The organism is Streptomyces phaeoluteigriseus (assembly GCF_001896135.2).
Lineage (GTDB): Bacteria > Actinomycetota > Actinomycetes > Streptomycetales > Streptomycetaceae > Streptomyces > Streptomyces phaeoluteigriseus.
Window position 1 is genome coordinate 148,247 of the sequence record NZ_MPOH02000003.1, and the last position, 19,888, is coordinate 168,134.

General features: G+C 72.0%; 18 protein-coding genes and 2 pseudogenes. 12 read left to right on the forward strand and 8 right to left on the reverse strand.

Features of this window, described 5'->3' with window-relative positions; translation table 11 throughout:
* Entirely contained in the window at positions 1-882 is an 882-nt protein-coding gene (locus BM536_RS02445; RefSeq protein ID WP_094102442.1) for a YegS/Rv2252/BmrU family lipid kinase, read from the forward strand.
* A gap of 137 nt (positions 883-1,019) precedes the next feature.
* On the opposite strand, the pseudogene BM536_RS42230 reads toward BM536_RS02445, so the two are convergent.
* Positions 1,020-1,759, reverse strand: a pseudogene (locus tag BM536_RS42230) (alpha-galactosidase); the annotation flags it as partial.
* Between BM536_RS42230 and BM536_RS42235 the strand changes: the two are divergent.
* Entirely contained in the window at positions 1,755-1,955 is a 201-nt protein-coding gene (locus tag BM536_RS42235; protein WP_425444594.1) for a carbohydrate-binding protein, read from the forward strand. The pseudogene BM536_RS42230 and the gene BM536_RS42235 overlap by 5 nt on opposite strands.
* Before the next feature lie 475 nt (positions 1,956-2,430).
* Positions 2,431-3,003, forward strand: coding sequence for a hypothetical protein (locus BM536_RS02460; RefSeq protein WP_107439540.1), 573 nt, complete (start codon positions 2,431-2,433; stop codon positions 3,001-3,003).
* A 185-nt stretch (positions 3,004-3,188) separates the two neighbouring features.
* Here the strand turns inward: BM536_RS02460 and BM536_RS02465 are convergent, their stop codons facing one another.
* Entirely contained in the window at positions 3,189-4,355 is a 1,167-nt protein-coding gene (locus tag BM536_RS02465) for an SH3 domain-containing protein (RefSeq protein ID WP_073492365.1), read from the reverse strand.
* Between the two features lie 185 nt (positions 4,356-4,540).
* On the opposite strand from BM536_RS02465, the gene BM536_RS02470 reads away from it, so the two are divergent.
* Positions 4,541-4,981 carry an OsmC family protein gene (locus BM536_RS02470; protein WP_073492367.1) on the forward strand — a complete coding sequence of 147 codons (441 nt, stop codon included), beginning with the start codon at positions 4,541-4,543 and terminating at the stop codon, positions 4,979-4,981.
* A gap of 128 nt (positions 4,982-5,109) precedes the next feature.
* Here the strand turns inward: BM536_RS02470 and BM536_RS42240 are convergent.
* Positions 5,110-6,165 (reverse strand): annotated as a pseudogene (locus tag BM536_RS42240) (ABC transporter permease); the annotation flags it as partial.
* A gap of 221 nt (positions 6,166-6,386) precedes the next feature.
* Here BM536_RS42240 and BM536_RS02480 point away from each other — a divergent pair.
* From BM536_RS02480 to BM536_RS02490, 3 genes are all read left to right on the forward strand, one after another.
* The gene (locus BM536_RS02480; RefSeq protein WP_073492371.1) at positions 6,387-6,863 is read left to right on the forward strand and encodes a hypothetical protein; all 477 of its coding nucleotides are present in this window, start codon (positions 6,387-6,389) and stop codon (positions 6,861-6,863) included.
* Positions 6,864-7,070: 207 nt separating this feature from the next.
* The gene (gene ctaD / locus BM536_RS02485; protein ID WP_094102443.1) at positions 7,071-8,783 is read left to right on the forward strand and encodes an aa3-type cytochrome oxidase subunit I; all 1,713 of its coding nucleotides are present in this window, start codon (positions 7,071-7,073) and stop codon (positions 8,781-8,783) included.
* Entirely contained in the window at positions 8,780-9,151 is a 372-nt protein-coding gene (locus tag BM536_RS02490; RefSeq protein ID WP_245873235.1) for a hypothetical protein, read from the forward strand. Before ctaD ends, BM536_RS02490 begins: the two co-directional genes overlap by 4 nt.
* Positions 9,152-9,218: 67 nt before the next feature.
* On the opposite strand, the gene BM536_RS02495 is transcribed toward BM536_RS02490, so the two are convergent.
* The 3 genes from BM536_RS02495 to BM536_RS02505 form a co-directional block, all read right to left on the reverse strand.
* Positions 9,219-10,070: a cytochrome c oxidase assembly protein gene (locus tag BM536_RS02495; RefSeq protein ID WP_245873236.1), complete on the reverse strand. Its 852-nt coding sequence runs from the start codon at positions 10,068-10,070 to the stop codon at positions 9,219-9,221.
* Positions 10,067-10,552: a DUF2243 domain-containing protein gene (locus BM536_RS02500; RefSeq protein ID WP_094102445.1), complete on the reverse strand. Its 486-nt coding sequence runs from the start codon at positions 10,550-10,552 to the stop codon at positions 10,067-10,069. The genes BM536_RS02495 and BM536_RS02500 overlap by 4 nt, the downstream gene beginning before the upstream one ends.
* A gap of 95 nt (positions 10,553-10,647) precedes the next feature.
* Complete coding sequence (locus tag BM536_RS02505) at positions 10,648-11,085, reverse strand: SPW repeat protein (protein WP_073492374.1); 438 nt, start codon at positions 11,083-11,085, stop codon at positions 10,648-10,650.
* A 681-nt stretch (positions 11,086-11,766) separates the two neighbouring features.
* Here BM536_RS02505 and BM536_RS02510 point away from each other — a divergent pair.
* Positions 11,767-12,105 (forward strand): MerR family transcriptional regulator, encoded by a 339-nt coding sequence (locus BM536_RS02510; RefSeq protein ID WP_073492376.1) that lies wholly within the window; start codon positions 11,767-11,769, stop codon positions 12,103-12,105.
* Between the two features lie 42 nt (positions 12,106-12,147).
* Here the strand turns inward: BM536_RS02510 and BM536_RS02515 are convergent, their stop codons facing one another.
* Positions 12,148-13,566 (reverse strand): DEAD/DEAH box helicase, encoded by a 1,419-nt coding sequence (locus tag BM536_RS02515; RefSeq protein WP_094102446.1) that lies wholly within the window; start codon positions 13,564-13,566, stop codon positions 12,148-12,150.
* A gap of 325 nt (positions 13,567-13,891) precedes the next feature.
* Between BM536_RS02515 and BM536_RS02520 the strand changes: the two genes are divergently transcribed.
* Both BM536_RS02520 and BM536_RS02525 read left to right on the forward strand, forming a co-directional pair.
* A complete protein-coding gene (locus BM536_RS02520) occupies positions 13,892-14,479 on the forward strand; it encodes a rhomboid family intramembrane serine protease (protein ID WP_073492431.1) in 588 nt (195 codons plus the stop codon).
* A 784-nt stretch (positions 14,480-15,263) separates the two neighbouring features.
* Positions 15,264-15,557: a hypothetical protein gene (locus tag BM536_RS02525; RefSeq protein WP_094102461.1), complete on the forward strand. Its 294-nt coding sequence runs from the start codon at positions 15,264-15,266 to the stop codon at positions 15,555-15,557.
* 781 nt (positions 15,558-16,338) lie between these two features.
* On the opposite strand, the gene BM536_RS02530 is transcribed toward BM536_RS02525, so the two are convergent.
* Positions 16,339-16,806, reverse strand: a complete 468-nt coding sequence (locus BM536_RS02530) for a winged helix-turn-helix transcriptional regulator (protein ID WP_073492377.1) — start codon at positions 16,804-16,806, stop codon at positions 16,339-16,341.
* Positions 16,807-16,898: 92 nt separating this feature from the next.
* Here BM536_RS02530 and BM536_RS02535 point away from each other — a divergent pair, with 92 nt between their 5' ends.
* On the forward strand, positions 16,899-17,396 hold the full coding sequence (locus tag BM536_RS02535) for a PaaI family thioesterase (RefSeq protein ID WP_073492379.1): 498 nt from the start codon (positions 16,899-16,901) through the stop codon (positions 17,394-17,396).
* 412 nt (positions 17,397-17,808) lie between these two features.
* Complete coding sequence (locus BM536_RS02540) at positions 17,809-19,515, forward strand: RecQ family ATP-dependent DNA helicase (protein WP_094102447.1); 1,707 nt, start codon at positions 17,809-17,811, stop codon at positions 19,513-19,515.
* Positions 19,516-19,888: the final 373 nt, after the last annotated feature.

Genomic DNA, 19,888 nt, shown 5'->3' on the forward strand with positions numbered 1-19,888 from the left:
ATGCGACAGTTCACGGCCGTCGTCAACCCCACCGCAGGCGCTGCCACCGGCGCGGCGGCCCTCCTCGGGGTGGCCCGGCTGCTGCGCGAGGCGGGCGCCGACCTCGAAACCGCCTACAGCAACAGTCTGGAACACGCCCGAGAGCTCGCCCGGACCGCCGGGACAGGCGGGCGGATCGTGCTGGCGGTCGGCGGGGACGGCATCACCGGCGCCGTCGGCGGAGCCCTCAGCGGCACCGACGCGATCCTCGGCCTGATACCGGCAGGGCGCGGCAACGACTTCGCCCGGGCCCTGGACCTGCCCACCGAAGCGGACGCCCTGGCCCGTGTCCTGCTGGAAGCCGAGGCGCGCCCCGTCGACACCATCGAGGTGCGCTCCGCGATCCACGAGCGCACCGTCGTCCTCGGCAGCGTCTACGCGGGAGTCGACGCGATCGCCAACCGCCACGCCAACCACGCCGGACTGCTGCGTGGCGCCGCCGCCTACTATGTCGGAGGCCTCCGCGCGGTGGCCGGCTGGCGTCCGGCCCGATACCGCGTCACGGTCGACGGGGTCGAGCACACACACCGCGGCTACACCGTCGTCGCGGCCAACTCCGGCTTCTACGGCTCCGGCCGCCTCATCGCCCCCGACGCCAGGATCGACGACGGCCTCCTGGAGATCGTGCTGATCCGGCACGCACCGCGGCACCTGTTCTTCGCCCTGATGAACGAACTCAGGACGGGCACCCACATCCGCCGCCCCGAGGTGCGCGTCCTGCGCGGCACCCAGGTCCGCATCGAAGCCGACCGCGGCATCCCCTACGGCGCCGACGGCGAGGTCGAGGCCGAACTGCCCGTCACGGCCACGGTCCTGCCCGGCGCGCTGCGGGCACTGTACTGAGCCCGGCCCCGGTCCCCCGCGCGGTACGTCGGCGGGGCCGGGGTCTGGGCGGTCGGCGCGCGTGGCATGACAGTCCCGTACGCCTGCCGTGCGCGCGACCCCACCACCTCGCCGGCTTCCACGTCCCGGAGGCCCCTCTACGCCCCGCACGTGAGGCGGATCAACAGAACAGCGGGCGCGCGCGGCAGCGACACCCGCAGTCCGCCCCCCGTCCCACCGCACCGACCCGGCGACGGGAGCGGACGGGTACAACACCTCCGTACGGACCTCCCGTCCCGCCAAATGGTTCACGGGCAACCGGAGTTCGCCGTCCCCGCCACGCTGCCAGACCGAGACGTACGACGCGCCCTCGCCCGTCACCCGCATCCCGAGGGCCAGCCAGTCGTCCGTCCACCCCGGCAGACCGAGCGGCCAGAACGGCACCGCCCGCGCCAGGTCGGCCCGGAGCGTCTTGTACACGGCCACCGCGTTCCGCACGAGGCCCAGTTGACGCTCCGGCATCCGGTGCAGATGGCCGGAGAGGTGGATCCGGCCGAGCAACGCCCCGCCCAGGGTGAAGGTGATCAGGTCGTCGTCGAAACCGGGCTGGGGGTAGGCCCAGACGGCGCCCTGCTCGGGCGGCACCACGGTCGGAGCGGCGGCGGCGATCGGTGCGAAGCGCAGCGGGTCCTGCTGATCGCTGGTCGACTGGAGCTGGGTGACGGCGAGCGTCGCCCCGTCCATCCGCATCCCGCCCGAGGCGCAGTTCTCGATCACCAGGCCCGGGTGCGGTCCAGCACCTCGACAGGCAGTCCAGATAGGCCTGGGCGTGGCCGAGCAGTCCGGCTCCCGGCGCGATGTCCCCCGGCGCGCAGGTCCCCGGGTCGACCACGATGTCCCGTACGGCGGACGTCAGCGTGGGCACGGCCGCGCCCCGCGAGGTCACCTTCAAGAACACGTGGAGCTGGGACGACCACTGGACGCGGGGTGTCCCCGTCGACCTGGAGGAAGGCCCCAGCAAGGTGACGTTCGCCAACGCGAGCGCATGGGCACCGAACATCGACCGCATAGAACTGGGCCGGATCATCGGCTGACCCCGCCCGCGGACCCTACTGCCCCGAGGACCGGTGCCCCGGCGCGCACGAGCGCACCGGGGGCACGGCCATGCGCTCGCACCTCCCTCTCGGGCCGCTCGGCGGAGCCCGACGGTGAACGAGCACCGGGCCGACCACGCCGATTCCGTGGCACCGTCCTCGCCCGCCTCGTGGGTCGCCCGCGGACCGACGAGGCGGACCGAGGGGAACGGACGTGCGCAGCCGGTCGGGCCCCCCGAGTGGCTGCGTCGCCGCATCGCCCAGATCATCGGTAGAGGGCCCCGGGCCCCACCTCATGAGGCGGGCGTGGAGTGCCGCCGTCGCCCGGTGGCAGGCGCCCGCTCCGGCCGCACCCCGTGAGGCCGTGCTGCTCGAGACGCGGGAGGACCGCACCGATGGACACGTACCGAACCAGGACGACGTCACGACGAGGGGACACGGCGGGCCGACGGCGGCCGCCCTGGCGACTGTGGCGATGGCGCTCGTCCCCGTCCTCGGTATGACGGCGCTCGCCGCATGCGGCTCGGACGGCGACGGTGACGGCGACACGAGTCCGTCCGCGACCGTACGGCCCTCGGCGCCCGCCACCGCCTCCTTCACCGGCGCGGTGCCGTCCGCCCTGGAATCGTTCGCGGCGTCCGCGAAGGCGTCGGTCTCCGCTGCCGCGTCCTCCGCCTCGGCCCGTGCCTCGGAGTTCGAGGCCTCGGTGTCCGCCGAGGTCGCCCGCGCCGGCACCGCCGCCGAGAAGGAGCTGAAGGACGTCGACGGCCGGGGCAACGCCACCGCCGACGTCTCCCTCACCGGCAAGCCGCGCGCGGAGACGGGAGGACTGCTCGCCGTCGTCGTGAACATCACCAACCGTTCCGACGACACCGCTTCGTACGCCGTCCAGGTCGACTTCCACGCTCCCGACGGCAAGGTCGTCGAAACCCGCTACGTCGGCGCCGAAGACCTCGCACCGGGGGAGCGGGCACTGCCCCTGGCCATCAGCCGTAAGCCCCCCGAGCCGCAACTGACGGCGAAGATCGCCAAGGCCCAGCGGTACTGACCTGCCCGAGCGGCGCGCGCCGGCGAGGCCCGCCGGACGCGATCCGGCCGGACGCGACCCGTGTACGCCGGATGCGAGCCGTGCACGCCGGATGCGAGCCGTGCACGCCGGACGCGATCCGGTCACGTCCGGCACGGAAGGCATCCGGCGGTACAAGCCGGCGGCGGCCGTACTGGGCCCTCCCGTCAGCACGAGGGAACACCCGGCAACACGTTGTCCGGGGAGCGGACGTAGATGTTGGTGATGTAGCCGCCGTACAGCGGCAGACGGGCCCACCAGTCGTTGACGTACGGCGGTACCTCGACCTGCTGGCCCTGCCGCTGGCAGCGGACCAACACCTCCACTCCGGCGGGGAGTTCGGTGAGTACGGTCGAGGAGGTGGTCGTCCCCGCCCGGACGCGTACGTCCGTTCCCCAGGTGCCGAACCAGGTACCGGACGGATGCACGCCGCCGGGCACGTCCAGCGAGCGGACCAGCCGGTTGACGTTGGTGTAGGCGGCGCCGAACGAGGTGCTCGTCGGCTGGAGGGTGAACACGGCGACGATCGAGCGGTCCGCGTTTCCGACCGTTCCGGTGGTGTGGAGCGCCCGCTGCGTCACGTCCACGTCGTTCGCCCCGACGGCTCCCCGCGTCCCGGCCACCGCAGTGGTGTTCGAGCAGTCACCGGAGTCACCGAAGCCCGACCAGCCTTGCTTGACCGCCCAAGGCCGCTCGAACGACGCCGGGATGCCGAACCGCTGGTCGAACCCGTCCGTGCCGCATCGCGCCGACTGCCGCAGGTTGCCCATCACGATCGTGCGGACCGGCTCCGGGGCGCTGTCCAGGAGATGGCGGTAGATCCGTACGGTGTCGGCCGCCGACAGGGCCGTGTATCCCCAGAATGCCGGATGGCCCGCCGGGGGCCCCGCGGTGTCGGCCAGGCCCAGTCGGGTCACCATCCGGTCGACGATCGCGCTGCCGCCGTTGCGGGACCAGTAGTACGAGGCGCTCGCGTCGTCGCTGGCCCGCAGCATCGTGTCCAGGCGCGCCCGGTCGTCCGCGGGCAGGCCGTAGTCGGGGCCCCGGTTCCACAGGTGGTCCAGCGCGATGAGCAGCTTCACGATCGAAGCGGACCGGAACCGCGTGCGCAGGTTGTGCTGTTCGGTGAAGGTGCCCGTCTGCCGGTCGAAGACCGCGACACCCGCCGTCACCCCGGGTGGAATGTCGAGTGCCGCCGCCGCGGCCGGTGCGCCGCGTGGCCCGGCACCCGGCTCGGCGGCCCGTGCCGGTGCCACGGCCATGCCCACCAGGGCCACCGCCAGGAGGCACCACCGCAGGACGACCGCCGAACGACTTCGCGCTGACGTGTACATCTGGGATCCCCCGATCGTCGTGTGCCGATGTCACCGCGCCCCGCCACCTCCGCCGGACCGCCGCTCCAGGAGCAGTGAAAGCGCTGACGAACGTCACGGGTACCTCAGACGTACGAGGGTGACGCGCTCGTCGGCCGGTGGGCCCGCCCGGCGATGGGGCACACGCGCCCACTACTGTCCGTCGCATGACCGAAAACACCTTGCGCTCCGTCAGCGTCGAGCGGACCGGCACCGGACACTTCACGGCCACGAATCCACGCGGCGGCACGATCAGTTTCGGCACCGGTTCCGCGGGCGACGGCGGAACGGACTTCACGCCGGTCGAACTGCTGCTCGCCGCGCTCGGGGGCTGCTCGGCCGTGGACGTCGACGTCGCAACCTCCCGCCACAGCGAGCCCACCGAATTCACCGTCACCGTGACCGGCAACAAGGTCGGCGACGAACTCGGCAACCGGCTGACCGACCTCGCCGTCACCTTCTCCGTCGCCTTCCCGGACGACGAAGCCGGCGCCCGCGCCCGCGCGATCCTCCCCCGGGCGGTCAAGGTGTCCCACGACAAGCTCTGCACGGTCAGCCGGACGGTGGAGACCGGCACCCCCGTCACCGTGACGGTCGGGGAGGCCTGACACCCGGGTTTTTCTTCGTGCTCGCCCTCGGTCCGCAGAACCAGGGCGGGGACGGGCCCCCGGTGGGGTGGCCGCCGACAGCCCGCTCGGGCACCGCACCCGCCTATGTCAGGCGCCCCGGCCGCGTCGGCACCGCCGTCCGGGCGGGTCTCGCGGCCTCCCGGGTGCCGATGGCGCCAGGTCCAGAAGACTCCGCAGGACACCACGGCCCACCCTGTCAGCACCAGGAAGGGGAAGGCGTGCTGATGCCCGGCGAAGTACACCGCCGTGTGCTGCGCGTTGACCGACGCCCCCGGCGGAAGCCAGCGGCCGATCAGGCCCAGCGGAGAGGGCAGCAGAGGCCACGACACCGCGCCGCCCGACGACGGATTGCCCAACAGGACCATCAGCCCCCAGGTCGGCAGCATCGCCCAGCGGCCCACGAGCGTGTTGAACATGGTGAAGACCATGCCGCTCGTGAACATCGTGAGCGCCAGAATCAGCCACGACTCGACGAACGGCAGATCGAGCGCGCCCAGCAGCCAGTCCACCGTCGCGGCGATCGCCAGCCCGCCCAGCAGCGCGTACAGGGCGGTGCAGGCGATGCGCTCGATCGGCGTCAGGGCACGCGCGTGCACACTGAGCTGGATCGCTCCGACGAACCCGATGATGACGGCCGCGAGCGAGATGTAGAAGAGGGCCAGCCCCCGAGGGTCTCCCTCCTGAAGAGGGTTGATGTCCCGGACGGTGACCGCGACGCCCGTCTGCCGGCTCACGGCGGGCGCCGCCTCGGCCAGCACCTCCGCCACCGAGGCCCCGGACGCCGAGGAGAGATCCAGCACGACGCCCCGGTCCCCCTTCCGCAGGTCGAGGATCGCGAACACCCGCTGCTCCTCGACCGCCGTCCGGGCCTCGGCCACCGTGTCGTAGGGGCGGATCTTCACCGCCGTGTTGAGGGCCTTCTCCATGCCCACGAGGAATCTCCGGCCGTCGGGCTGCTCGGGGGAGCCGACCAACGCGGTGGGGATGGAGCGCGGGGTGGGGTCCGCCATGGAATAGGTGTAGGAACCCGCGAACAGGGCCGCGGCCGCCGTGAGGATCAACACGAGCACGGCCGCGGGCAGGAAGGGGGACTCCTTGAACCTGGCCCACCCTCGGGTCGCGGAAGGGGACTCACCACCGGCATCTTGTGGCAATTCGGGCATGCGGGCCACGTTAGCCGCCCGGACCCCGCGACCTGACGAGCCACGGGGCCCCGCGGACTCATGTGCACGGCAGAGCTGGACGTCGTGGACCCCATGAGCGGGGCCGTGGGGGGAGAGAGAAGTGGCTCGACGCACCACGGCGATACGCCGCGACGGTCCGCCTCTCCGGAGCGGTCGGGCTGCCTCGGCGCCTGCCCGACGGTCTCGGGCCGGCGGCACGGATGGAACAGGCCGCCCGGCCCGGCCGGCCCCTCGACCTGTTGGTCACGAGCAGTGGCGGGGGCCGGGGCCGGGGCCGGATCACCCGCCGTCTGCCGCGGCTGCGTGCCGACGCGCCGGGCGGCCCGTACTCCAGCCTGCTCTCCTACCGAGTCGGCGGGCGCCCCTGCGTCCTCGCCGCCTTCCCGCGCCGCTCCGGTCGGGCACCGGTACGCGGCGATCCGGTGAGTCTGCGCCGGGCACCGGCCTCCGGGCCACTCGTCCACGACCTGTGCGCCGGGACTCCCGACGGGACATGGCGCGCGTTCGCCGTGCTGACCGTCAGCAGTCCGCCGCCCCTCGGCCAGGAGGAGAGTGCGCAGTTCGACATCCACCGGCACGGCGTCGAGGGAATGACCCCTGGCAGGACCCTCGCCGCGACTCGCCGCGCGGCCTACCGGGGTCCCCGCGCCGGTCGTCCTGAGCGGGGGAGGAGCTGAAACCGCGTCCAGGCGGGTGTCCGTGTCCCTCTTTCGGCTGAGAAGGGGACGCTTCCGGGCGTGGTGCCGAGTTGGTCCGAGTGGTTTCCGCTGGGCTGGTTACACACTGCCTCACCCGAATCCGGCTCGACGAAGAACAGGACTGGGACCCGCGCTCTCAGCGCGTCTCCGCCGACCCGGACCACCCACTGCCGACCGAGGGATCTGATGGCGACCCATACCGAGCCCGTTGCTCCTGTACCGGCCGCGGAGCGCCATGGCCGGGGCCAAGTGATCGTCACCTGGCTGACCACGACCGATCACAAGAAGATCGGTCACCTCTACCTGATCACGTCCTTCGGCTTCTTCCTGATCGGCGGAGCACTGGCTCTGGCGATCAGGGCGGAGCTGGCCAGGCCAGGGCTGCAGCTGCTGTCGAACGAGCAGTACAACCAGGCGTTCACGATGCACGGCACGGTCATGCTGCTGCTGTTCGCCACGCCGACGTTCGCCGGGTTCGCGAACGCGATCATGCCGCTGCAGATCGGTTCCCCGGATGTCGCCTTCCCACGGCTGAACATGCTCTCGTACTGGCTGTTCCTCCTGGGCGGCCTCATCGTGATCAGCAGCCTGATGGTCCCCGAGGGCGCCGCGGACTTCGGCTGGACCGCCTACACCCCCCTCAGTGCCGGCGAGCGCACCCCCCAGCTGGGCGGTGACCTGTGGATCATGGGGCTGGCGCTGACCGGGTTCGGGACGATCCTCGGCGCGGTCAACTTCATCACCACGATCATCTGCATGCGCGCGCCAGGCATGACCATGTTCCGGATGCCAATCTTCACCTGGAACGTGCTGCTCACCTCGGTGCTGGTCCTGCTCGCCTTCCCCGTCCTGGCAGCCGCCCTCTTCGCCCTGGAGGCGGACCGCAAGTTCGGTGCGCACATCTTCGACCCGCAGAACGGCGGGGCCGTCCTGTGGCAGCACCTGTTCTGGTTCTTCGGCCACCCCGAGGTGTACATCCTGGCCCTGCCGTTCTTCGGTGTGATCACCGAGATCCTCCCGGTGTTCTCCCGCAAACCGATCTTCGGCTACATGGGTCTGGTCGGCGCCACCATCGCCATCACCGGCCTGTCCGTGACCGTCTGGGCGCACCACATGTTCGCCACCGGGGCCGTGCTGCTGCCGTTCTTCTCCTTCATGAGCTTCCTGATCGCCGTGCCGACCGGGGTGAAGTTCTTCAACTGGATCGGCACGATGTGGAAGGGGTCGATCTCCTTCGAACCACCGATGCTGTGGGCGGCCGGCTTCCTCGTCACGTTCCTCTTCGGCGGACTGACCGGCGTCCTCCTCGCCTCGCCGCCCATGGACTTCCACGTCACGGACAGCTACTTCGTCGTAGCCCACTTCCACTACGTCCTGTTCGGCACGATCGTCTTCGCGATGTTCGGCGGATTCAGCTTCTGGTGGCCGAAGATGACGGGCACGATGCTGGACCACCGCCTGGAGAAGATCCACTTCTGGACCCTGTTCGTCGGCTTCCACACCACCTTCCTGATCCAGCACTGGCTCGGCGCCGAAGGCATGCCCCGCCGCTACGCCGACTACCTCGCCGCCGACGGCTTCACCGCCCTCAACACCATCTCCTCCATCGGCGCCTTCCTCCTGGGCCTGTCCACCCTCCCCTTCCTCTACAACGTCTGGATGACCGCGCAGAAGGGGGCGCGGGTCGAGGTCGACGACCCCTGGGGGTACGGCCGCTCCCTGGAATGGGCCACCTCGTGCCCGCCGCCGCGCCACAACTTCGTCACCCTGCCGCGCATCCGCTCCGAATCACCCGCCTTCGACCTGCACCACCCCGAACTCGCCCAGATCGAACAGGAGGCGAACGCCGGCCGGCGCGATGCCATCGAGGCCGAAGGCCACAAGGGAGAACCCCGGTGACCCACGGGTGGCACCCCGCCCCCGACGGGCGGGAGGGCGTCCTGGCCGCCGAAGCCGAGGGCTACCTGCTCGCCCGGGTCCACCGCGAACGGGCGCACCGCGAGGCCGAAGACCTCTGCGCCCGTCTGCCCTGGCTGACCACCGCCCAGGCCGACGACCTCGCCCACCACTACATCCGGCAACGCAACCACCTCACCCGCCTGATGTTCCAGGACACACTCCGCCGAGCCGCCGAGCTTCGGCAGGAGTACGAGAGCCGGTACGCCGACCTACGGCGCGACCTGCTCAGACGCCATGCCGCGTTCGCCTCGGCGGTCCTGGCCTGCTCTGCCGGAGTGGGCGCGGCGGTCGGCCTGTTCGCCCGCTAGAGCGCTCCGGGCGGCATCCCGGGGGTGTCACGTACGCGGGACACCCCCGGGGTCCCGGCGCTGTCAGTCACCCGTCGGACCTGGTGGCCGCGACCGCCGCGTGGTCCGCGCCCCGTCCGTGGCGGGAGCGGCGGGCATGGGCGCGTCCGGTGGCGCCGTACCACTGGACGGCAAGGGTGACGGCGAGTGCGATCTCGATGAGATCACCGCCGTAGTACATCAACTGGGCGCCGGTGCGCAGGTCGTGGGTGGCGAATGCGGTGCCGGGCGGTGGTGCCCCGTGCAGCCCCTTGGCGAGAACCGAGTGGGCGGCGCCGACGACCAGTACGGCGGTGCCGCGCGCCGTGAGGCTCCAGCGGCGGCGGACCGGATCGAGTTGGCAGACCGAGAAGGTGAAGATCAGTCCGGCGACGAGGACGTGTGTGTGCGTCAGGACGTGCAGCACGCGGTTCTCATGCGTGGCGGCGAGCAGTCCGGTCCGGTAGAGCAGCCACAGCGCGCCGATGTCCGCCAGCGCCGCCACGGGAGGGGAGAGCAGTACGGCGACGGGCCCCGCGTGTGCAGCCCGCAGCAGGCCGAGCCGCACCTTCCCCGGGGCCAGGCCGCGCAGGACCAGCGTGAGCGGCCTGGCGAGGACGAGCAGCAGTGGGACGACCATGCCGACGACCAGGTGTTGTGCCATGTGCCCGGTGAACGGCCCGCCCGGTGGTCGTGCTGACGTGGCCCAGGTCACGGCGCCGCAGCCGAGGACGAAGGCGGCGTCCCGAGCCCACGGCCAGGTGTCCCCGCGGCGGCGCAGTCGCCGGGCGGTCAGGAGATACACCGCGGCGGCTGCCGACGCGGCGAGAGCGACGCAGAGTTCGGTGACCGGGCCCCACTCGGCGACGGCTGCCCCGGGGTGGACGTGGATCCGCGTCACGCCGTCGGCCGCCGCGTCCCGTCGCGGCGGGCCGCGCGGACGGTCAGGGCACAGCCGACGATCAGGAGGACCAGGCCGCTCACGTTCCATGCCCAGTCGTACGGGGTGACGTCCACTCCGTACCGGATCTGGTGCACCCGGAGCACCTTGTGGTCCACGACCCCGTCGAACAGCTGGAACAGACCGAGGCCGAGGAAGAAGCCCGCCCGCCGCTGGGCGCCGACCAGGGCACCTCGGCGGCGCAGGTCGGCGGAGAGGAAGAAACCGGCGACGAGAGCGAGGAGTTCGGCGGTGTGCAGCAGGCCGTCGGAGAGCAGACCGACACTGTTGGTGGACCGGTCGTAGAAATGGTGCCAGCCCAGGAGCTGGTGGAAGACGATCTCATCGGTCGCGGCCATGACGGCCATGCCGATCAGGAGCCCTGCCGCCAGGGACTTCCGGTGCTCACGCCGAGGCCCGTGGCCGGTGGGCGAGGAGGTCATCGACTCTCCCCGCCCCCGGCCGGGTGCCCTGCGGCACCGTCATGGAGATCCGCGCTCCTGCGCGCGCGGGGGTGGGTCCCGGCACCGCTACCGGCCTAGGCGCCGCGGTCACGTCGCGCCGACGGCTTCTCCCGTGCGACGGCGCTCGCGGCCAGCGCGAGCACGACGCCGATGATTCCGACGATGACGTTGTTCACGACGGTCCGGGTGGTGCTGACGTCCCCGGCCACCGCCCAGGGGGCGATGATCGTCCACAGGCTCAGCGCGCAGGCGGCCCACGCCATGCTGTGTGTGCGTTCGTAGGCCCGGCCGAAGCCGCCGCTCATCAGCAGGGCATAGGCGATACCGACGATCAGGTTGTTGACCGCCAGCGCGGACAGGTCACTGAAACCCGCGATCCACGGGGAAGCCGCCAGGTAGACACCGGTGAGGAAGGCGAGGGTCTCGACGGCCTGCGCCTGGGGGGTACTGGTGGCTCGTTCTGCCATTTCGTGTCGGGCACGCATGGCGACGATGTCGGGATGGGTCTCCATCGACGACCTGGGCGAAGTGGTCACTGCGCTCACCTCCGGAGCGTCCGTTCAGTCTTTCGCGCCCCCGGGTACCCCTGCTGTCCGTCGCTCCAACCAACGCGGAGGAGGCGGCTTCCCCGCGCCCGGATTTCGACGATCAGCACACCGCGGGACGCCCTCGCGGCATCCTGCTTCACGCCGGTCGCCGCAATCCGGCCCTGGCGGGCTCGCACTCCGGACTCCCCGCGGCACGCCGCGCCGCCGCCGTGTCGCACGGACCCTCGAAAGGCTCCCCCTGCGACGGTGGGCGATCTCGTGGGGTCGAAGAAAATCTGTCGTGGCGGCGGTAGACATTGAGATGTGCGGGGGCTAACGTTGTTCCTGTATCAGGAAAGTCGAAGTAGGCGGCAGGACGAGTTGCCGCGCAGAAGCCAAAAGTACCGAAACCGCGCAACCGAATGAGGTGAGGAGCAGACGCCATCAGGATCGCCCGGGCGAGGACGAACAACCGCCCGGGTGCCGCAGGCCCCAGATCGGAAGGTGGTCCACGGTCACGCATTTGCGATCCCCGCAGTCCGTCCTCGCGGGCGGGCAGGCGGAACAAAGAAGCCGGTGCAGGTCAGCCGGTAGATGGTGTTGAAACCTCGGGGCCCGGGCGCCAGCGCTCGGGCCCCCCGACGCGTCCTTGGAAAGAAGAGGTCTATGCCGCCTGCCGGCCCCCGCACCCCCGACCCGCTCGATGACGACGACTATCCCGCCTACACCATCGGCAGGGCCGCCGACATGCTCGGCACCACTCCCGCGTTCCTCCGCGCCCTGGGGGACAACCGTCTGATCGCGCCTCTGCGCTCCGAGGGCGGCCACCGCCGCTACTCCCGCTACCAGCTGCGCATCGCGGCCCGCGCACGGGAACTCGTCGACGCGGGCACCCCCATCGAGGCCGCCTGCCGGATCATCATCCTCGAGGATCAGCTCGAAGAGGCCAGGCGCATCAACGAGGAGCTGCGCCACCAGGCGGAACGGCGCAAGACCTCGGCCTGACCCGCGGCGGAAAGTCCCGAGGGGGGACCCGTCCGTCCCTTGTCAGCGGCCCTTGCGCACCCGGGCCGCCGCACGGGCCTCCGCCGTCCTGCGGGCCTCGACGGTCTTGCGGGACTCCTTGGCAGCGCCGGCCGGACGGATACCGCGGCCGCGGAAGGGGGCGTTGCCGCCACTGCCCTTCGTCGCGGTCGGCGGACGCTTCGCCCCGGTGATGGCGGTCAGCGTCGCCTCCCCGGAGCGGACCTGCGTGACCGTCGGCCGGATCCCGGCCTCGGACATCATCCGGTTCACCTCGCGCCGCTCGTTGGGCGTGACCAGTGTGACCACACGGCCGGACTCCCCGGCACGCGCCGTACGCCCGCCACGGTGCAGGTAGTCCTTGGCGTCGGTCGGCGGGTCGACGTTGACGACGAGGTCGAGGGCCTCGATGTGGATGCCCCGCGCGGCGACGTTCGTGGCCACCAGCACGGTGACCTCGCCGTTCTTGAACTGGGCCAGCGTGTGGGTCCGCTGGGGCTGTGACTTTCCGCTGTGCAGGGCGGAGGCACGTACCCCGCTGGCGCGCAGGTGGCGGGTGAACTGGTCCACGGCGGCCTTGGTGTCCAGGAACATCAGCACCCGGCCGTCCCGCGCGGCGATCTCCGTGGCGGTCGCGTACTTGTCGGCGGCGTGGATGTTCAGCACATGGTGTTCCATGGTGGTGACCGAGCCGGCCAACTGGTCGACCGACGCGAGAACCGGGTCGTGCAGGTGGTCCCGCACCAGTTGGTCGACGTTGCGGTCGAGTGTGGCGGAGAAGAGCAGCCGCTGTCCGTCGGCGGGGATCTGGTCGAGGATGCCCGAGACCTGGGGCAGGAATCCCAGGTCGCACATCTGGTCCGCCTCGTCCAGCACCGTGATCCGCACGTGGTTGAGATGACAGTCCCGGCGCGACAGCAGGTCGGTCAGCCGCCCCGGCGTCGCGATGACGACATCGACGCCGTCCCGCAACGACGCCGTCTGCTTGTTGATCGACAGGCCCCCGACCACCGTCGCGAGGCGTACGCCCAGCGTCCGCGCGTACGGCTCCAGGGCCTCGCCCACCTGCTGGGCGAGCTCCCGGGTCGGCACCAGGATCAGCGCCCGCGGTCGCTTCGACTCCGCCCGTCGGCCGGCCGTACGGACGAGGAGAGCGAGGCCGAAGGCCAGCGTCTTGCCGGAGCCGGTCCGGGCGCGGCCCAGGACATCGCGGCCGGCCAGGGCGTTGGGCAGGGTCGCCGCCTGGATCGGGAAGGGCTCCGTCACCCCGAGGCCGGTCATCGCCGTCAACAGCTCCGGCGGCAGGCCGAGTGCGTCGAAGGACGCGGCCGGCGGCAGGCCGGGGGAGACCGGCTGCGGTGTGGTGAGTTCACCCTGCGGCGCCGTCGCCGACCGGTGCTTTCCGGCATGCGGGAGTCCGGGGGCCGGCGACTTCGCGTTCATGGGGAACCTTCCTCGGTGTGAACGCCCGGAACGCGCCGGGGTCCGTACCCGTTGGTACGGACCCCGGCGGTGTCGAAGCGTTCCCCCATTTTACCAGCGGCCGGGCGGCGGGCGCGGAGATGGAGACGGTGCGGGGCAGTGGGCGGTCCGAACAAGCCACCCGAGGCTGGAACCACGACGAGCCCTCGCTGCGTTGAGCAGTAGACGGGCGAGGACCGCGAACCGGCGAGTGGGGCGTCGTCGCCGGGATGCGAGGGCATCGGAGGGGGCTGCTGTGGTGTACGGATCGGACTTCGGTTCCGGACCTCGGAACGGACCGTACGGCGTGACGCGCCCCGCACCGGAATCGCGGCGGGCGCGGGCCCGCGACGCGGCCGTGCTGGTCGCGGGGTGGGTCACCCTGCTGTGGGCGCTGGAAGTCATCGACGCGATCAGCGGCCACGCCCTGGACACCTACGGCATCACGCCACGCGAGTTCGCCGAGCTGCGCGACGTGGTGCCGGCCGCCTTCCTGCACTTCGGCTTCGACCATCTCGCGGCCAACAGCCTGCCGCTGCTGGTCATGGGTTTCCTGGCCGCGCTGTCCGGCATCCGCCGCTTCCTCTCCGTCGTCGCCGTGATCACCCTGGTGAGCGGCCTCGGCGTCTGGCTCACGTCACCGGCGTACTCGACGACCGCGGGTGCCTCCGGCGTCGTCTTCGGCCTCTTCGGCTATCTGGTCGTCCGCGGCTTCGTCGACCGCCGCATCGGTGACGTACTCGTGGGTCTCCTAGTCGGTGCCGTCTACGGGTCGATCCTCTGGGGCGTCCTGCCGACGGCGACCGGCGTCAGCTGGCAGGGGCATCTCTTCGGTCTGATAGGCGGCGTCGCGGCGGCGGTGGCGTTCCGGCGGACTCCCGACCGTCAGGCGTGAGCCGTCGCCCGCTGCTCACCTCTTCGCCGGGCCCCCGGACGCGGGCAGCCGGCTGCGGCAGCGCAGATCACGCTTGCAGCATCGGGATGCGGTGGGGGCGAGGAGACCAGGTGGCGCTGCCGCCGAGGCCGCGAAGAGGGATCGGCGGGGACGTCGGGCGGGCCGGGGGATCGGCAGGTATGTCGGGCGGGCCGGACCGGCAGGACGGCTGAGGGGGCAGGCGACGGGGCGGGGTCCGTGTCCGGGAGGCGAGGCCGGCGCTGGCGAGGGCCTTGTGGAGCACTGGGTGAGCGCACATGTTGCCGCGTCGTCGCCGCAGCGCGCCGCACTTCCCCCGGTCGGCCACAAGCGTGCCACCATCCGAACCCTCGCCGTGGGGGCGGACGTGGTGGCGCTGAAGCCGATGGCATCGACGCCCATGAGCCCGGCTCTCGCCGTGGTCGGTCGCGCGGCGGCGGTGTCCGCGTGGTGTCCAGCCGGGTGGCGAGGACCGGGAGGTGCCCGGACCGGGTGGCGATGTCCGGGGAGGTGCCCGGCCGGCGTGCCGGGGTCGGATCCCGTCTTGGGCGCCACCTCGGCGGCGCCCCGCTCCGGCGACTTTGGCCGCTCGGGTGGGATCCGCCCGGCGCCGGCCGCAGGCGGCGTCGAACTCATCGCGATCAGCCACTGCGCCACTTCCCGGGTACACCAACGCGCCTGCCATGCGGGAGCACATCACCGACTTGGTCGCCCGCGCCGAAGCCGGGGACTGATGGAGTGCGAGTTGCGGGGTACACGGGCCGGCATGACACCGAAGAAGGATCACACCGAATCCGTGCGTGCCGCACGGCAGCTGCGGCACATCCGCCCCGTCTACGCGGGCGGAGCCGCCCTGTGGGCCGCCTCGGCCGCGTGGACGGGGTGGGAGGATCCGGGAAGTCGGCAGATGTGGGTGTCGGTGTTCTTCCTGGCGATCTTCACCGCCTTGCTGTCCGTGACGTCCCTGTGGTTGTGGCGTCAGCAGTCGGCCGGCGCGGGCAGGCCGGTGCACCATGCCGCCCCACGGAGGATGGCCGCGCGCCGACAGGTGAGCGCCTGAGCGCGGGGCGCGGTTCCTGTCGTACGGCGGCCTGAGCACCCGCCGTTGCCAAGGCGTGCTGTGGGGTGTCGTGCCGCGTTCGGGCGTCGTCGGCCCGGCGGCCGTGGATGCCGAGCGGGAGCCCGCCATCCAGTGGTGTGCCCGTACGTCCTCGATGCCCGGCGCGTTCGGGCCGGGCCGCAGGTGGCGGACGTCCGGATCCCGGGGGAGCCGACCGGTCACTTCGGGGTCGAGCGTGGTCGGCTCCCCGGCGACCGGTGCGAAGGCACCTCGCGGGAAGGGTGAGGACACGCCTGCCGGCGGCATCGTCGGCCGACGCGTCGCTCGGGCCCGCGCCCAGGCCCGCCGCAGGCCCGGTCATCGGCATTCGGGTCGCCGCTCGTGCGACGGCGCTGTGGTGCCTGGACCGCCGGCCCCCACCACACTTCCCGCCGCCGCTGGCGCTGCAGCGCCCGGCACCCTGCACCGTGTGAATCCGGATCTCCCGTCCTCCCCGCCCCAGGTGCCCAGGCCGCCACGGTCGCCGCACTCCGTCGCTGACGTGGACCGTCACGCCGTCGCAAGGGCGGGAGGCCAGTCGGCCTTGAACCAGGAGACAGGGTGGTGCCGCCACCCACGGCGGTGAGGCGCTCGCCGCCAGGGCCGGAGGCCGTGCGAGGTCCCCGTCAGGACCGGAGGCCGTGCGAAGTCCCCGCCAGGGCCGGAGGCCGTGCGAGATCCCCGTCAGGACCGGAGGCCGTGCGAAGTCCCCGCCAGGAGCGGGGGCCGTGCGAGGTCCTGGTCAGGAGCGGGGGCGGGCGCCGGGTCCCAGTCGGGCGGTGACATCCCCGGGGGTGAGGGCCGCATGCTCCGCGGAGCACTCGACGACGACGCGGACCGGAGCGTCGCAGTCGGTGTGGCGGACGTCCAGCATGGGGCCCTCGGTGCCGAGGGCGTAGGCCTCGCCCCACTGGCTCAGCGCCATGAGGACGGGCCACAGGTCCCAGCCCTTGCGGGTCAGGCGGTACTCGTTGCGGGAGCGGTTACCGGGTTCCCGGTACGGGACGGTCCGCAGGACGCCAGCCGCGATCAGCTTCCGGAGACGGTCGCTGAGGACGGCCTCCGACAGGCCGATGTGGCGGTGGAAATCGTCGAAGCGGCGGACCCCGTTGACGGCGTCACGCAGGATCAGCAACGTCCATTTCTCTCCGACCACGTCGAGCGTGCGCTGGACGGGGCAGTTCTCCGTGCTCGCCTCAAGCCACTCCATTCCGCCATGGTAGAGGTCTGGCTTCGTCATTGACAGTCAGGTGAGCCGAGGGCTAGCTTCACTTGCAAAAGTCAGACGGAAGGCCTCGACTCGTGGGACGAACGCGTACGTATCAGTGGGACGACCCCGCGATCCTGGCGGAAGCAGCCGGACGCATGTCAGGCATCGACTTCCTGCGCGAGCTGCGCGCGGGGCGGCTGCCGGGTCCACCCGTCGGTCACACCGTCGACTTCACCCTGGACGAGGTCGAGCCCGGCAGGGCGGTCTTCTCCCTGACACCGGGCGAGGAGCACTACAACCCCATCGGCAGCGTGCACGGCGGCATCTTCGCCACCCTGCTCGACTCGGCGGCCGGTTGTGCCGTCCAGTCGACCCTTCCGCAGGGCATGGCGTACACCTCGCTCGACCTCACGGTGAAGTTCCTGCGGCGGATCACCGTGGACACGGGAACGGTGCGTGCCGTCGGCACAGTTGTCAGCAAGGGCCGCCAAACCGCTCTCGCGCAGGCGCAGTTGGTCGACGATACGGGTCGTCTGTTCGCCCACGCCACCAGCAGTTGCATGCTCTTCCCGGTCCCGCCCTCGCCGTAGCGGAACACGGCACCGGCGCTTCTTACGGGACTCTGACGCCAATCCCGTTCCTCACCGTCCGCCGGATCGAGCGCCGAGCCCGTCGGCACGTCGACGCCCGACGCCCTCGCCGCACGGCTCACGGACGGCGTCATGGCGAGTCGCGCCGGGGAAGACCGCCACGAGCACGGGTCGTGAGGGCCGGGGCCGCCGGCAGCGGCAGACGTCCGGCCGGTGCCCGCGGGCCTGACCGGCGGATCGCCGCCCCTGCCGGGTGAGTCCTTGCCGTCGCCGGTCCCGTCGTGGGACCGCGCGGCGCCGAGTGGGCACGGTCACCGCATCGTCCGTAGGCCCGCGGGTACTCCGGGGTGCGGCAGGCGCTGCGCACCCCGTGCACGCGCCCGCCCCGGGCAACGAGGGAGCGGAGCGGAACATGGCACGACGCGCAGGGCCGGGGACGGCGGACGAGCGGGCGAAGCGCCTGACCCGGATCGCCGCGGACGTGTTCGGCTGGGAGACACTTCTGCCCGAGCAGCTCACGGCCATGGAATGGGTGCTGGAAGGTGGGGACACCCTCGTCGTGATGCCGACCGGGTCCGGCAAGTCCGCCGTCTACCAGGTCCCCGCCCTGATGCTGTCCGGGCCGGTCGTCGTGGTGTCGCCGCTGCTTGCCCTTCAGCGTGACCAGATCGCCGGTCTGCCGGACGGCGACCGCGTGCCCGGCGCCGTCGCGGTCAATTCCGACCTCGGTGCCGCGGACACGGCGGCCGCCTGGGAGGCGGTGCGCCGGGGCGAGGCCCGCTTTGTGTACCTGTCACCGGAGCAGCTGGCCAAGAACGAGGTGCTGGAACAGCTGGCCGAGGCGCGTCCCGCTCTGTTCGTGGTGGACGAGGCCCAGTGCGTGTCCTCGTGGGGGCACGACTTCCGCCCCGACTACCTCCGGCTGGCACAGGCCGTACGGCGTGTGGGCGGCCCACCGGTGCTGGCCCTGACCGCGACCGCCGCCCCACCGGTGCGCAAGGAGATCGCCGAACGGCTGGGCATGCGCCGGCCCCGGGTGATGGTGACCGGCTTCGACCGGCCGAACATCAGGCTCGAGGTCAGCCGTTTCCTGGACGAGGCCGACCGGCGCCGGGCCGTGGTCGAGCGGGCCGCGGCCGAGCCGAAGCCGGGCATCGTGTACGCCGCGACCCGCAAGGACAGCGAGTACTACGCCACGGAACTGGCCTCTCTGGGACTGGCCGCCGAGAGTTACCACGCCGGGATGCGGGCCTCCGAACGCGCCCGCATCCATGACGCCTTCCTCTCCGGCACGGCGGACGTCGTGGTGGCGACCTCGGCCTTCGGCATGGGCATCGACAAGGAGGACGTGCGGTTCGTCCTGCACGCGTCGCTGCCGGGCTCCCTGGACGCCTACTACCAGGAGATCGGTCGCTGCGGCAGAGACCGACGTCCTGCCCTGGCCGTCCTGCACTACCGGCCGGACGACACCGGCATGCAGACCTTCTTCGCGGGCCGCAGTCCGGGCCGCGGCGCCCTCGCCGACGTGGTCGAGGCCGTCCACGGTCACCGCGGGGACCCGGCCGACCTGGAGGGACTGCGCCGGGAGACGGGCCTGTCGAGGAACCGGGTCACCGCGGCGGTGAACCTGCTGGAGGAGGCCGACGCCGTCGCGACGGGGGAGGAGGGCGAGGTACGTCCCGCACCGGGCGTGTCTCGCCGCCGGGCCACCGAGCAGGCGCAGAAGGCCGCGGAGGAGCATCGCCGGACCGACCGGTCGCGGGTCGAGATGGCACGGGCGTACGCCGAAACCACAGGGTGCAGGCGGTATTTCCTGCTCGGCTACTTCGGTGAGGCCTACCCGGCGCCCTGCGGCAACTGCGACGGGTGCGACGAGGAGGGAGCCGAGGACGGGAAGGAGGCGCGCACCGCTCACCCGTCGGCCGCAGCCTTCCCCGTCGGCACCGAAGTGCGGCACGAGCAGTGGGGAGAGGGCACCGTGCTCAGTGAGGACCTGGACCGCATCACGGTGCTGTTCGACCGGGCCGGGTACCGCACGCTGTCCCTGGAGGCGGTGGCCGGGCAGGGGGATCTGCTCACGGTGGTGCGCAGGCCGAGTGCGGACTCGCCGGTCCTCTGACGCGCGTCCGCTGGTTCCCGCGTCGGCCGCGGGGAACCCGCCCAGCCCCTGACGCCGCCGGAGGCAGCCATGACCGGCCTTGAGGGACCACCGTGGGGACCAGAGACCGGGCACGCGGCCACGAGGAGCCGGGGCCCACTCGGGTGCGGGGAATCGGCCCCGGGAGCGGTCCCTGCCGGGCACTGCCAGTGGCTCCCGACGGGCGCGCCATCCATCGGGAGCCGGGCACCGCGACGATCCCACCGCCGCCGACCGGACCCGCTCGAATCGGGACACCACGGGGTACGGCGGGTCAGCCGCACCGCGAGGCGCGGCGGCGACCCGGCTCGGGCCTCACCACCCGGAAAGCCGCGTTCCCCGGAAGGGCCCTGCC

Bases quoted from the DNA above. Each gene is read 5' to 3' on its own strand.
- BM536_RS02445 (WP_094102442.1), top strand. From the start codon at position 1: ATGCGACAGTTCACGGCCGTCGTCAACCCCACCGCAGGCGCTGCCACC.
- BM536_RS42235 (WP_425444594.1), top strand. From the start codon at position 1,755: ATGTCCCGTACGGCGGACGTCAGCGTGGGCACGGCCGCGCCCCGCGAG.
- BM536_RS02460 (WP_107439540.1), top strand. From the start codon at position 2,431: ATGGCGCTCGTCCCCGTCCTCGGTATGACGGCGCTCGCCGCATGCGGC.
- BM536_RS02465 (WP_073492365.1), bottom strand. From the start codon at position 4,355: ATGTACACGTCAGCGCGAAGTCGTTCGGCGGTCGTCCTGCGGTGGTGC.
- BM536_RS02470 (WP_073492367.1), top strand. From the start codon at position 4,541: ATGACCGAAAACACCTTGCGCTCCGTCAGCGTCGAGCGGACCGGCACC.
- BM536_RS02480 (WP_073492371.1), top strand. From the start codon at position 6,387: ATGGAACAGGCCGCCCGGCCCGGCCGGCCCCTCGACCTGTTGGTCACG.
- ctaD (WP_094102443.1), top strand. From the start codon at position 7,071: ATGGCGACCCATACCGAGCCCGTTGCTCCTGTACCGGCCGCGGAGCGC.
- BM536_RS02500 (WP_094102445.1), bottom strand. From the start codon at position 10,552: ATGACCTCCTCGCCCACCGGCCACGGGCCTCGGCGTGAGCACCGGAAG.
- BM536_RS02505 (WP_073492374.1), bottom strand. From the start codon at position 11,085: ATGGAGACCCATCCCGACATCGTCGCCATGCGTGCCCGACACGAAATG.
- BM536_RS02510 (WP_073492376.1), top strand. From the start codon at position 11,767: ATGCCGCCTGCCGGCCCCCGCACCCCCGACCCGCTCGATGACGACGAC.
- BM536_RS02515 (WP_094102446.1), bottom strand. From the start codon at position 13,566: ATGAACGCGAAGTCGCCGGCCCCCGGACTCCCGCATGCCGGAAAGCAC.
- BM536_RS02525 (WP_094102461.1), top strand. From the start codon at position 15,264: ATGACACCGAAGAAGGATCACACCGAATCCGTGCGTGCCGCACGGCAG.
- BM536_RS02530 (WP_073492377.1), bottom strand. From the start codon at position 16,806: ATGGAGTGGCTTGAGGCGAGCACGGAGAACTGCCCCGTCCAGCGCACG.
- BM536_RS02540 (WP_094102447.1), top strand. From the start codon at position 17,809: ATGGCACGACGCGCAGGGCCGGGGACGGCGGACGAGCGGGCGAAGCGC.